This is a genomic window from Streptomyces sp. NPDC092369 (genome assembly GCF_044755245.1).
In the GTDB taxonomy this organism is placed as follows: Bacteria; Actinomycetota; Actinomycetes; order Streptomycetales; family Streptomycetaceae; genus Streptomyces.
Window position 1 is genome coordinate 137,962 of the sequence record NZ_JBIVQP010000006.1, and the last position, 12,546, is coordinate 150,507.

The following is a 12,546-nucleotide window of genomic DNA, read 5'->3' on the forward strand; positions in this document are numbered from 1 at the left end:
GTGACCGGCCCGGCCCCTCGGCCTCGTTCAGTGGTGGCGGTGGCGGTGCCTCACAGCAGCCCGTCCCACATCTGCTCCAGCAGGACCGACCACCAGCTCTCCGGCGATCCGAGCGACGCCGGGTCGAGAGAGGCCAGCTGGGCCTGGAAGTCGACGGTCCAGCGGCCCGCCTGCTCCTGGTTCAGCCCGTACCGCAGCCGCCACATCCGCCCGAGCAGCCCGAGGCAGCGCTGGAACTCGGGCAGGCCCGTGTTCACGAACTGCGGCGGCACGGACGCCCCGCCGGGCCCCGCCTCGACCGGGACCGCCACGATGTTGGCCGTCCCGTACTGCACACAGATCGCCTTGCCGAAGTCGCTGCCCATCACGAGGTACGAGCCCGCGTCCGGCGCCGGCCGCACCCCGCGCTCCTGCGCCAGCTCGGCAAGCGTCGGCACCGGCCGCCCCGGCTGGGCCTGCGCCCAGAAGAAGGGGCCGAGGTCCACCGGCAACCCCGCCGCGACGAGCGAGTGCGCCACGACCGGCGGTACGCCCTGCCGGGACACGGCCGCCTGCTCGAACCGGAACACCCCCGGCCCGAACGCCGCCGCCAGCTCCTGCGCGATCGCCTCCGGCGGGATCGGCGGCGCCGACTGCACCGGCGGCAACGGCGCACGCACCGGCGCCGGGCGCGCGGGGCCGTCGGCGACCTGGTGCAACTCGCCCTGGTGGGCCAGCAGTTGGTGCATGCCCTGCTGCCGGCTCGCGTGATCCGTGCCGTACGGGGCGATGCTCGCGATCCGCGCCTGCGGCCACTGCTCCCGGATCATCCGCGCGCAGTACGCGCCCGGCAGCTCACACGACTCCAACTCCGTGTGCAGCTCCAGCACTTGGTCCGGCGGCACGTTCATGCCGCGCAGCTCGTGGAAGATCTGCCACTCCGGGTGCGGGGTGCCCGGCGCCGAACGCCGGATCACCTGCTGCTCGGAGCCGTCCTGCGCGCGGTAGCGCAGCACGGCCTGATAGCCGGGACCCACGGTCGGCTGCCCCTGCGGCTGCGGATAGCCGTACGCGGGGGGCTGACCGGGCGCCTGCCCCGCCGGGGGCATCGCCGGCTGCGCGGCACCCGGCACCATACCGGGCGCGCCGGGGGCCGGCGGCGGAGGAGGCGGCGCACCGGGTCCACCGACCGGCGGCGCCGACAGCACGGTCTCCGCATGATGCACGGCACCTCGCGCGCCGCCCGCGGAGCCCTGCGGACCGGGCCCACCGGGAGCGCCCGGGGCGCCGGGCGGCTGGGGCGCACCGGGGAACGCGGGTGCGCCGGGAGCACCAGCACCGCCTGGAGCGCCAGGCGCGCCCGGAGCCTGCGGCGCGCCAGGGGCTCCCGGACCGCCCGGGATACCCGGCGCCCCCGGACCGCCTTGCGCGCCGGGCGAGTTCGGGACGCCAGGGGCACCCGGAGGCTGCGGCGCACCCCCGCTGGAGCCCGCCCCACCGGGGCCGGTCCGACCGGGGTCGGCGAACATCGTGGCGGCCTGGTGAACACCACCGGGCGGCGTACCGCCGGGCGGGTTCGGCGCACCGGGCGGATGAGGAGCGCCGGGTGCCTGCGGCGCACCGGGCGGGTTGGGCGCACCCGGACCACCCTGCGACGCCCCCGGCCCCTCGGAACCGAGCGACGACACCATCTGCGTCGGGACGTACCCGCCCGCCGGCGCACCAGGCCCTGAAGCGGGCGCCGGAGGCGTACTCGCCGGCCGCGCACCCGGCGTACCGGGGGCGCTCGGCGGAGGCGGCGGGTTGCCGCCCGCACCTCGCGCCCGTCGCGGCGGAGGTCCGGCCTTGCTCGTGGCGGCATCGGCGATGTCCCCGGCATCCGGCGGCGCGACCGGCGCCGCGGGCACACCGGGACCGGCGGGCGGCTGGGGGGCACCGGGGGCGCCCTGCGGATAACCGGAGGAGGCGCCACCCTGGCTGCCCGGCGCACCAGCACCGGCCGGCGGCTGCGAGGAACCCGGGGCGCCTTGCGGATAGCCGTAGGAAGAAGCACCCGGCGCGGAGGGCGGGGTCCCCGGCGCCCCGGGACCGGCAGGCGACTGCGACGCACCCGGACCACCCTGCGGATAACCGTAGGAAGAACCACCCGACCCGGCCGGCGAAGCCCCAGGCGCGCTCGGCGTCCTCGGCGCGCCGGAACCACCCGGCGACTGCGGCGCACCGGGCGCGCCCAGCGGGTAACCGTAAGACGAAGCACCCGGTCCGGACTGCGAACTCGCCTGTGTGCCGGGCGAGTTGGAGGCGCTCTGCGGGAAGCCGTAGGAGGAACCGCTCTGTGCGGGCGGCGGTGTCCCCGGCGCTCCGGGACCGTTCGCGCCACCCTGCGGATACCCGTACGACGAGCCGCCCGGCGGAGCCGACGGCGGCGTGGCCCCCCGCCCACCGACCGCTCCCTGTGCACCCGGCCGAGCCGAACCGTCAAGTGCCCGTTCCTCCGCCGTCGGTGGCAACTGGCTGCCGCCCGACATCAGCGCGGTCTGGGCGTCGGGCGGCGTGGCGTCGTTCGAATCCCGCAACGGCGGCGCGAACACGGTCGCCGGCAGCGGCACCGAACGGTCCTCGCCACCATCGGCGTTGGTGTCGGTCCCGGCCCAGGGAGTGGCCCCGTCGGGCACCCCCGCACTGCCTCCGGCCGGAGGCCACTGCGCACCGCCACCCGACCCGACAGAAGCCCCCGGAGCGGGAGTTGCCGCCACCGGAGCCCCGGCCTGCGTCTCGGGCAACGCCCCACCACCGGAAGCCGAAGCAGCCCCCGAAACAGCACCGGCACTCTCCCCGGAACCGCCGGAGGCATCGGCGCCGCGGCGATCCTGGATCCCCAGCTTGTCCGCCGCCTCCTGCAGCCACTCCGGCGGGCTCAGCAGGAAGGACGTCTGGTTCAGATCCACCCGCGCCGAAGCGGCCGGCACGGCATCCGCCGGCTCCTCCGGACGGCCGTACTCCTCCTCGTAGCGGCGGACGACCTCGCCCACCGGCAGCGCGGGCCACAGGGTCGCCTCGCCGCTGTCGCGGGCGATCACCAGCCGCTGCGCGCCACCGTCCGAGCGCGGTCCGTCGGCACGGTCCTCGGCCCACACCACGAAGCCGAGCTCGAACTCCCGCACCCGCACCTCACGATGCTGGTACGACGGCACATCGCCGTTGATCCATTCCTCCGCGCGCTCCTGCGCCTGCGCGAACGTCACCATCGAGAAGTCACTCCCCCACCGAAGCCGCCGTCGGCACCGCCTGCGCGAAACCGCCGTCCACCATCAGGTTCGCCACGGTCTCCAACTCCGGCGGCGAGCCCGCGAGTCGGGAGAGGAACGCGTCGAAGTCATCGCCGCACGGCAGCAGCAGCCGCGCCACGCGGTCGGCCGGCGGCCACGAGGGATCGACGTCGCGGGCGTCGTCGTAGGCGCAGAACCACACCGAACCGAGCCGTTCGCCCTTCACCTTCACCGCGAGCAGCCCGCCCTGGACGAAGGCGACGCACAGGTAGTCCTTGGTGAGGTGGTCGCGCAGGCACTTGTTCACGTAGACGAGGTCGTTGACCGCCGCCTCCTCACGGACCGTGAAGAAGGGCTGGTCGATCAGCAGGCCGAGGTCCGCGTCGAGCGCCGTGCCCACCGGCGCGCAGCCGCCCGCCGCCTTGAGGAACGAGCGGTAGGCGCCCGGCAGCCGGTAGCCGAGGTCCTCCTCGACACCCTGCACCTGCGCCTCCGTCACCGCCGCCCCCGACTTCGGCAGCCCGAAGTGGGTGGGCCGGGTCTCCTGGAGCGGGCGCGTGCCGCGCTTGTTCTGGTCGACGTTGCCCGTCGCGATACCACCGTGATGCCGCAGCAGCGCCTTCACCTCGACCGGGACCAGTTCGAGGCGCCGGCCGCCGCGCACGTGGTGCCAGGTCCAGCCGTGCGGCGTGGCCACCGCGGGGACCGTGTCCCACAGTTCGTGACCGGAGGCGGCAAGCGCCGCGTTCGCCGACACATAGTCCGTCAGGCGCAGCTCGTCGACCCCGAAACCCTCCGGCGGATCGGCGATCTCCGCAGCGGCACGCGCGTAGGCGGAGAAGTCGGGATAACCGTGCTCGTCCACCCGCACCCCTCTGGGATGACGGGCCGCCCGGACCGGATCCGGGAAATGCACGACCTGCCCGGCGTAGGCCGCGTTCGGCGGCGCGGCTTGCCCGAGCCGACCTGTCGTCATGGCGGTTGCCCCCTGCGGCACTCTGTACGGCGCGCGACGACCGGCCAGGCCGGCCGTTCACCACACCCCGTATCGACTGTCTCGTCCGTCTCGACGTCCGTCTGGACTTCCGTCTCGACCTCACCTCGTCCGACACCGCGCGCCGACCGCCGTGTGGCACCGGGCGTCGACCGCGCGGACGCGGTGCGGACAGCCTATGCGGTACGACCGCACCGGTCACCGGGCGCCGGTCAGCCGCCCTCCGCTTCCGTGACCGGCCGTCACAGCACCGTGACTGCCCGCCCAAACCCGGGCGTGTCGTGTGGCCCCAGCTTCCGCACCAGCCACGGAATTTGGCACTCTGTCTCCTCCGGGGGGATGCTCGGGAGGGGATGACGATCATGAACGCGACACAGACGGGTCCGCACACGGACCCCGGCGGCAGACCGTCCGACGGTTCCGCGACCGGCCGGACGGGCGACCCGCGCGGTGGTGCGTACGGCGACCGGCACGGTGGCGCCTACGACGATCCGCGCACCGCCGGGTCCGGCGATCCGCGCGTCGGCTGGAGCTCCGAAGCCGACCACACACCCGCCCTCCACCACCGCCGCGACGGCATACTCCCGACCATCGCCGCCGCGCTCTCCGTCCGCGGCGCCACCCTCACCGGCACGGCCGCCCGCGGCGACCAGCCGCCCGAGCTGCACCCCCTCGTCCAGGACTTCCTGGACACCCTCACCAGCGCCCAGCGCGACCGTTTCACCGGCCGCTGCGCCGAGACGATCCTCATCTCCCGCCACATAGCCGCCGTCGACGCCGACCGCAGCAAGCGCGCCGCCCGCAAGCCGCTGACCAACGGCGAGGCACGCCGGGCCCTCAAGCAGTCCAAGCTCACCGCACGCCGCATCCGCGAGGACGGCGACCCCCTGCACGGCAGCTTCGCCGCCCCGTGCCGCGCGTGCGCCGCGCTCAGCGCCCATTTCGGCGTCCGCGTCGTCGACCCGGCGGCGGCCGACGACTGACCCCTCTCTCCCTCACCCCCCGCACCACGGCGCCCGTGGGCGCCCACCCATGACCTCGACGAACGAAGGGCAGATGCACGCCGACCGCACCTCCACGAGATTCGCCGTCCCCCTCGACGCAGCGCTGCGCGCAGCGGGGTGGCAGCCCGGGCGCTGGGACATAAAACAGGCCGAGTTCTGGGCCGACACCCTGCGCGAGCACGAGTCGCCGGCCGGCCACCGCCACGCCGTCTTCCCGGCCGCCGTCGAGGCCTGGGCGGAGTTCGGCGGCCTGCACATCAAGCCCACAGGCCCCGGCCGCCAGATCGCCCCCGCCGCCGTCCACCTCGACCCCCTGCACGGCCTCCACATGGCCCGCACCCTCGGCGACCTCGGCCGCGCCCTCGACACCGAGGTCACCCCCCTGGGCACCGAGACCGACACCCACGCCCTCCTGGCCATGGACATGGAAGGCCGCGTCTACGCCCTCGACCACACCGGCGACTGGTACCTGGGCCTCACCATCGACCAGGCCCTGACGACCCTGGTCACGGGGATAGACCCACCCCGCCTGACGACGGCCTGACCGGCAGCGGGCCTTGAACCAGAGGGCGCCGGGAATCGCCGGCCCTGCAACCCCGCAAGGGGCGCGGGGCTGTTTCGATATGCGGCTCCGCCGCGTGGGCGCGACCAGCCCCCACTAACCGGCAGCCGCCCGACAACCGAAACCGCGCACCCCCTAGGGCGACCGCTAAGCCGGAATAACAGCCGAAACCCGATAGCCCCCGGCATCCGTAGGACCGGACACAAAAACACCGCCCAGCGCAGTCACCCGCTCCTTCATGCCGACCAACCCGTTACCGCCGGAAGGCAACCGCGCCGACGAAGCCGAGGAGACCTCCGGCGGAGGCTCGTTCTCCACCTGCATGGCGATCTCGGAAACCCGGTGGGCCAAGCGGACATGCGTCTTCGCACCGGCCGCGTGCTTGTGGACGTTCGTCAACGCCTCCTGCACGACCCGATACGCCGTCTCCTCCACCTCCGCCGCATAGAGCCGCACATCGCCCTCCACCGACAGATCCACCACCATCCCCGCCGCGGCCGACTGCCCGATCAGCTCGTCCAGTTCCTCAAGACAGGGCCCCTCACCGTCATCCGCGAAACGGGACGCGACCACCGCCGCCGCGACCCCCACCGCCACCAACGGCACCGAAGGCTCCGTACGCCGGGAACCGTCCCCACTGCGCAGCACACCGAGCATCTCGCGGAGCTCGGTGAGCGCCTGGCGGCCCATGTCGCCGACGAGCGCGGCGTTCTTGACGGCCTTCTCCGGATCCTTGCGCGCCACCGCCTGCAACGCCGCCGCGTGCACGACCATCAAACTCACCCGATGCGCGACGACATCGTGCATGTCCCGCGCGATCCGGGTCCGCTCCTCGTTGCGGGCCCACTCGGCCCGCTCCTCCGCCCGCTCGGCCAACAGCTGCAACTCGCGCTCAAGACTGTCCGCCCGCTCCCGCAGGCTCTCCATCAGCCGCCGCCGCGCCCCGACGTACAGCCCGAGCAGCAGCGGCGGCGCGGTCATCCCGATCGCGGTGGTGATGGCGGCGAACGGCACGAACCAGTCGCCGAGATCCAGATCCCCCCGCGCCATGTCCTGCCGGACCCGCACGAACATCACGATCAGCATCCCGACCAACGACATCCCGGCCAGCGAGGCGATGATCCGGCGCGGCAACTCCGAGGCCGCCAGCGTGTAGAGGCCGACGATGCCCATCAGGTAGCCCATCTGGGCCGGCGTGATCGCGATCGCCACCAGCACGACGGCGATCGGCCACTTCCGCCGGAACAGCAGCGCCGAACCGGCCAGCACCCCGAACACGATGCCCGCGGCGAGCGGGATCCCCGCGTCCCGCGCGAACCGGATCCCCTCGAACGCGCACTCCACCGCGGACGCCGCGGCGAGCCCCACGTCCAGTACGGCACTTCGCCACCTGGTCCACCACCACGGCCCTCCCCGGCCCGTGGTGTCTTCTTCCCCCGTCGTGGTCATGCCTCCAGCCTACGGGCGCCGCGCCCCGGTTTTCCGGTGAGTTTCGACGACTGGCCTACACCACAGAGCGCGGCCGAACGGAAGCGGAACGACCCGACACCCCTCGAACTGCTGAATCGCGCAGCGTTCGACCTCGGAATAGATCATTCCGCCCGCACGGTATGCCCATGGCACATCCACAGAGCAAATACGCCGACTTCGACGGCCTGCGGGACCAGGCGGTGGCACTGCGGCAGGCAGGACTCAGCCGACGCCAGATCCGCGACCGGCTGCACGTCGACAACAACGACATCCTCAACCGCCTCCTGGAGGGCGAGCCGCCTCCGGACTGGACGAAGCGCCCGAACGCGAAGGACGACCTGAGGGACAGGGCACGGGAACTCCGGCTCCAGGGCTGGACCTACGACCGGATCCAGGTGGAGCTGGGCTGCTCGAAGAGTTCGATCTCGCTGTGGGTACGGGATCTGCCGAAGCCGGAGCCGAGGTACACGCCGGAGGAGCATCAGGCCCTCATGCAGGCGGGGCTGGCACACCTGCGCAACTCACAGGACGAGGAGCGCAAGCGGGTCAAGGATCGCGCCGCACAGGAGATCGGGGAACTCTCCGACAGAGATCTGTTCATGGCCGGCAGTGCCCTCTACTGGGCCGAGGGACAGAAGAGCAAGCCGTACCAGCGCCGCGAAGTCGTCGCGTTCGTCAACAGCGACCCGTCGGTCATCGAGGTCTTCCTCGCCTGGCTCGACCTGCTGGGCGTGAGCCGGGAACGTCTCGGATTCCGCGTCATGATTCACGAGAGCGCGGACGTACCTGCCGCCGAGCGCTACTGGGCCGACCTCGTCGGCGTCGACACGTCCGCTCTGCAACGGACGACGCTCAAGAAGCACAACCCCAAAACCGTTCGCAAGAACACCGGGGACAGCTATCACGGTTGCCTTGTCGTCCGAGTCCGGCAGGGGGCCGAGCTGTACCGCCGCATCGAGGGCTGGTGGTACGGAATAGCTGCTGGCGCAGCCGCGCGGCTCCGGTAAGGTCTGAGGCAGCGATCCGCCGTAGTGTAATTGGCAGCACGGCATCCTTTGGAGATGTTCGGTCTAGGTTCGAGTCCTAGCGGCGGAGCACCTCACCTCGGGCCCTGACAGCACCGTCAGGGCCCACTCTCATGTCCCCCAAGAAACGCCCCGGTATCCTTCGGATGTCCCCACCTCATCCACAGCCGAAGGGCAACCCCGTGAGCGCCATTCGCCCGGCAGCCGTCGTCGTTCTCGCAGCGGGTGAGGGCACCCGTATGAAGTCGGCCACACCCAAGGTCCTCCATGAGATCTGCGGCCGTTCCCTGGTGGGCCATGTGCTCGCCGCCGCGCGTGAGTTGGCGCCGGAGAACCTCGTCGTGGTCGTCGGGCACGCACGCGAGAAGGTCACCGCGCACCTCGGCGTGATCGACCCCGCCGTGCACACCGCGGTGCAGGCGGAGCAGAACGGCACCGGGCACGCCGTACGGATCGGTCTGGAGGAGCTCGGCGGTTCCGTGGACGGGACCGTCGTGGTCGTGTGCGGGGACACCCCGCTGCTGACCGGCGAGACCCTGAGCCGGCTCGCCGAGACGCACTCCGCGGACGGCAACGCCGTCACCGTGCTGACCGCCGAGGTCCCGGACGCCACCGGCTACGGGCGGATCGTGCGGGACGACGTCACCGGCGCCGTCGTCGGGATCGTCGAGCACAAGGACGCGAGCGAGGCGCAGCGGGCGATCCGGGAGATCAACTCGGGGGTGTTCGCGTTCGACGGGCAGCTGTTGGCGGACGCGTTGAAGAAGGTGCGTACGGACAACAGTCAGGGCGAGGAGTATCTGACGGATGTGCTCGGGATCCTGCGGGAGGCCGGGCACCGGGTGGGGGCCTCGGTCGCGGGGGATCACCGGGAGATCGCCGGGATCAACAACCGGGTGCAGTTGGCGCAGGCCCGGCGGATCCTGAACGACCGGCTGTTGACCGCTGCCATGCTCGGAGGGGTGAGTGTCGTCGATCCCGCGACGACCTGGATCGACGTCACGGTCACTTTCGAGCAGGACGCGATCGTGCACCCGGGTACCGAGTTGCACGGTTCGACGCATGTCGGTGAGGGCGCGGAGGTCGGCCCCAACAGCCGGCTGACGGACACCCGGGTCGAGGCGGGGGCGCGGGTGGACAACACGGTGTCCTATTCCTCGCACATCGGGGCGAACGCGTCGGTGGGCCCGTTCGCCTATCTCCGGCCCGGCACCCGGCTGGGCGCCAAGGGCAAGATCGGGACGTACGTGGAGACGAAGAACGCGTCCATCGGGGAGGGTTCGAAGGTCCCGCATCTCTCCTATGTGGGGGACGCGACGATCGGCGAGTACTCGAACATCGGCGCGGCCAGCGTGTTCGTGAACTACGACGGACAGGACAAGCACCACACCACTGTGGGCTCGCACTGCCGGACCGGTTCGGACAACATGTTTGTGGCGCCTGTCACGGTCGGGGACGGGGCGTACACCGCTGCCGGGTCCGTGATCACGAAGGATGTGCCGCCCGGTTCGCTGGCCGTGGCCCGGGGCCAGCAGCGGAATATCGAGGGTTGGGTGGCCCGCAAGCGTCCGGGGAGCGCGGCGGCGAAGGCGGCCGAGGCGGCCTCGGGCCGGGGCGAGAGCGAAGACTGACCGGAAACGGGTGCGTCGAACACGGCGTACCGTGATAAACGCACACCCAGTTGATGAACCTCTGAGGAGACAGTGCTGTGACCGGGATCAAGACGACCGGCGAGAAGAAGATGATGTTCTTCTCCGGCCGCGCCCACCCCGAGCTTGCCAAGGAGGTCGCCCAGCAGCTGGGTGTCGGGGTCGTCCCGACCAAGGCCTTCGACTTCGCGAACGGTGAGATCTATGTCCGTTTCGAGGAGTCGGTGCGTGGTGCGGACTGCTTTGTGATCCAGAGCCACACGGCTCCGATCAACCAGTGGATCATGGAGCAGTTGATCATGATCGACGCGTTGAAGCGGGCTTCGGCCCGCTCCATCACGGTGATCGTGCCCTTCTACGGCTATGCCCGGCAGGACAAGAAGCACCGCGGTCGCGAGCCCATCTCGGCGCGCCTGGTCGCGGACTTGATGAAGACGGCGGGTGCGCACCGCATCCTGACCGTCGACCTGCACACCGACCAGATCCAGGGCTTCTTCGACGGCCCGGTGGACCATCTCTTCGCGCTGCCGCTGCTCGCGGACTACGTGGGCCGCAAGGTCGACAAGGACAAGTTGACGGTCGTCTCCCCTGACGCGGGCCGCGTCCGCGTGGCCGACCGTTGGTGCGACCGCCTGGGCGCCCCGCTCGCCATCGTGCACAAGCGCCGGGACAAGGATGTCGCCAACCAGGTCACGGTGCATGAGGTGGTCGGCGAGGTCGAGGGCCGGGTGTGCGTGCTCGTCGACGACATGATCGACACGGGCGGCACGATCTGTGCCGCCGCGGACGCGCTGTTCGCGCACGGTGCGGAGGACGTCATCGTGACGGCCACGCACGGTGTGCTCTCCGGGCCTGCCGCGGACCGTCTGAAGAACTCCCGGGTCAGTGAGTTCATCCTCACCGACACCTTGCCGACGCCGGGTGAGCTGAGCCAGGACCTGGACAAGATCACCGTGCTGTCGATCGCGCCGACGATCGCGAGCGCGGTGCGTGAGGTCTTCGAGGACGGTTCCGTGACGAGCCTGTTCGACGAGCAGTAGGTCGCACGGCCGGTCCCCGCGGTCGTAGATCGATTTCGGAAACGGCCTCCCCGCCGAGTACGCTGACCCAGTTGCTCGGCGAGGGAGGCCGTACCCGTTCCAGGGTGCGGCGGTCCGTTATCGACGCGCTCTTCGTAGCAGGCCGATGTTCGGCCGGGTGACCGCCTTTTTTTGCAGGCTTCCCCAAGTTTTCTACGAGGAGTGAACATGTCCGAGGTCAAGCTCGCCGCCGAGACCCGCACCGAGTTCGGCAAGGGCGCCGCCCGCCGCATCCGCCGTGACAAGAAGGTTCCCGGCGTGGTCTACGGCCACGGTGTCGACCCGGTCCACATCACGCTGCCGGGCCACGAGCTGCTGCTCGCCCTGCGCACCCCGAACGTCCTGCTCTCCCTGGACATCGAGGGCAAGACCGAGCTCGCGATCCCGAAGGCCGTCCAGCGTGACGCCGTCAAGGGCTTCCTGGAGCACGTCGACCTGCTCCTGGTGAAGCGCGGCGAGAAGGTCACCGTCGAGGTCTACGTCCACACCGAGGGCGAGCTGGCCCCGGGTGCCTACCTGCTCGAGCACGTGCTGAGCACGCTGACCGTCGAGGCCGAGGCCACCAACATCCCGGAGTCGGTGACCGTCTCCATCGAGGGCCTGGAGGCCGGCGCGTCGATCGCCGCCAAGGACATCCCGCTCCCCAAGGGCACCACGCTGGCGATCGACGAGGACGCGGTCGTCCTCCAGGTCCTGGCCGCCCAGGCCGAGGAGAGCACCGAGGACGAGGCCGAGGGCGAGTCTGCGGAGGCCTGATCCTCAGCTCATCACCGTTTCGCCGGCCGCTGTTCCCTCCGGGGGCAGCGGCCGGCTGCCGGGGGTCCCCGGGGGGGTGTCCCCCGAATTGCACAGCAATGGAGACGTGGACGTGACGACCGACGCCAATGCCCCCTGGTTGATCGTGGGGCTCGGGAATCCGGGTCCTGAGTACGCGAGGAATCGGCACAACGTGGGCTTCATGGTGGCCGATCTGCTGGCGGAGCGGATCGGGGGGAGGTTCAAGCGGGCCGGCAAGGCGCAGGCGCAGGTCGTCGAGGGGCGGATCGGGCCGCCTGGGCCGACGGGCCGGCGGGTGATCCTGGCGAAGCCGATGTCGTACATGAATCTGTCGGGTGGCCCGGTGAACGCGCTGCGCGACTTCTACAAGGTGCCCCTGGCCAACGTCGTGGCGGTGCACGACGAACTCGACATCGACTACGGGACTTTGCGGCTGAAGCTGGGTGGCGGGGACAACGGCCACAACGGGTTGAAGTCGATGACGAAGGCGATGGGTCCCGATTATCACCGGGTGCGGTTCGGGATCGGTCGGCCGCCGGGGCGGATGCAGGTCGCCGACTTCGTGCTGAAGGACTTCTCCGGCTCCGAGCGCAAGGAGCTGGACTACCTGGTGGATCGCGCGACCGACGCGGCCGAGGCGCTGGTGCTCGAAGGACTTGAGCGGGCGCAAAGCACGTACAACTCCTGACTTGTCGCCCGCCCTGGTCGACCCGAGTTGACCGCGCGCGGGGCCATGGC

10 protein-coding genes and 1 tRNA gene are annotated in these 12,546 nt (G+C 71.3%); 8 read left to right on the forward strand and 3 right to left on the reverse strand.

Features of this window, described 5'->3' with window-relative positions:
- Positions 1–50 precede the first annotated feature (50 nt).
- Both ACIQI8_RS32530 and ACIQI8_RS32535 read right to left on the reverse strand, forming a co-directional pair.
- Positions 51–3,227, reverse strand: a complete 3,177-nt coding sequence (locus tag ACIQI8_RS32530; protein ID WP_402358316.1) for an SUKH-4 family immunity protein — start codon at positions 3,225–3,227, stop codon at positions 51–53.
- A 7-nt stretch (positions 3,228–3,234) separates the two neighbouring features.
- A complete protein-coding gene (locus ACIQI8_RS32535) occupies positions 3,235–4,224 on the reverse strand; it encodes an SMI1/KNR4 family protein (RefSeq protein ID WP_402358319.1) in 990 nt (329 codons plus the stop codon).
- Between the two features lie 371 nt (positions 4,225–4,595).
- Between ACIQI8_RS32535 and ACIQI8_RS32540 the strand changes: the two genes are divergently transcribed.
- On the forward strand, positions 4,596–5,225 hold the full coding sequence (locus ACIQI8_RS32540) for a YwqJ-related putative deaminase (RefSeq protein WP_402358322.1): 630 nt from the start codon (positions 4,596–4,598) through the stop codon (positions 5,223–5,225).
- Between the two features lie 73 nt (positions 5,226–5,298).
- Positions 5,299–5,790 carry an SUKH-3 domain-containing protein gene (locus tag ACIQI8_RS32545; RefSeq protein WP_124004101.1) on the forward strand — a complete coding sequence of 164 codons (492 nt, stop codon included), beginning with the start codon at positions 5,299–5,301 and terminating at the stop codon, positions 5,788–5,790.
- A 165-nt stretch (positions 5,791–5,955) separates the two neighbouring features.
- Here ACIQI8_RS32545 and ACIQI8_RS32550 read toward each other — a convergent pair whose 3' ends face one another.
- Positions 5,956–7,257 (reverse strand): sensor histidine kinase, encoded by a 1,302-nt coding sequence (locus tag ACIQI8_RS32550; protein ID WP_402358325.1) that lies wholly within the window; start codon positions 7,255–7,257, stop codon positions 5,956–5,958.
- Positions 7,258–7,424: 167 nt separating this feature from the next.
- Here ACIQI8_RS32550 and ACIQI8_RS32555 point away from each other — a divergent pair, with 167 nt between their 5' ends.
- From ACIQI8_RS32555 to pth, 6 genes are all read left to right on the forward strand, one after another.
- Positions 7,425–8,285, forward strand: coding sequence for a hypothetical protein (locus ACIQI8_RS32555; protein ID WP_402358328.1), 861 nt, complete (start codon positions 7,425–7,427; stop codon positions 8,283–8,285).
- 15 nt (positions 8,286–8,300) lie between these two features.
- Positions 8,301–8,373 (forward strand) — tRNA-Gln (locus ACIQI8_RS32560).
- A gap of 112 nt (positions 8,374–8,485) precedes the next feature.
- Entirely contained in the window at positions 8,486–9,934 is a 1,449-nt protein-coding gene (gene glmU, locus ACIQI8_RS32565; RefSeq protein WP_402358331.1) for a bifunctional UDP-N-acetylglucosamine diphosphorylase/glucosamine-1-phosphate N-acetyltransferase GlmU, read from the forward strand.
- 77 nt (positions 9,935–10,011) lie between these two features.
- Positions 10,012–10,992, forward strand: coding sequence for a ribose-phosphate diphosphokinase (locus ACIQI8_RS32570; RefSeq protein WP_124003789.1), 981 nt, complete (start codon positions 10,012–10,014; stop codon positions 10,990–10,992).
- 207 nt (positions 10,993–11,199) lie between these two features.
- Positions 11,200–11,787, forward strand: coding sequence for a 50S ribosomal protein L25/general stress protein Ctc (locus ACIQI8_RS32575; RefSeq protein WP_402358335.1), 588 nt, complete (start codon positions 11,200–11,202; stop codon positions 11,785–11,787).
- Between the two features lie 106 nt (positions 11,788–11,893).
- Positions 11,894–12,496, forward strand: a complete 603-nt coding sequence (pth, locus tag ACIQI8_RS32580; RefSeq protein ID WP_402358338.1) for an aminoacyl-tRNA hydrolase — start codon at positions 11,894–11,896, stop codon at positions 12,494–12,496.
- The last annotated feature ends 50 nt before the right edge of the window (positions 12,497–12,546 follow it).

Coding starts and splice junctions, on each gene's coding strand:
- ACIQI8_RS32530 (WP_402358316.1), bottom strand. CDS start 3,227: ATGGTGACGTTCGCGCAGGCGCAGGAGCGCGCGGAGGAATGGATCAAC.
- ACIQI8_RS32555 (WP_402358328.1), top strand. CDS start 7,425: ATGGCACATCCACAGAGCAAATACGCCGACTTCGACGGCCTGCGGGAC.
- ACIQI8_RS32540 (WP_402358322.1), top strand. CDS start 4,596: ATGACGATCATGAACGCGACACAGACGGGTCCGCACACGGACCCCGGC.
- ACIQI8_RS32550 (WP_402358325.1), bottom strand. CDS start 7,257: ATGACCACGACGGGGGAAGAAGACACCACGGGCCGGGGAGGGCCGTGG.
- ACIQI8_RS32545 (WP_124004101.1), top strand. CDS start 5,299: ATGCACGCCGACCGCACCTCCACGAGATTCGCCGTCCCCCTCGACGCA.
- ACIQI8_RS32575 (WP_402358335.1), top strand. CDS start 11,200: ATGTCCGAGGTCAAGCTCGCCGCCGAGACCCGCACCGAGTTCGGCAAG.
- ACIQI8_RS32535 (WP_402358319.1), bottom strand. CDS start 4,224: ATGACGACAGGTCGGCTCGGGCAAGCCGCGCCGCCGAACGCGGCCTAC.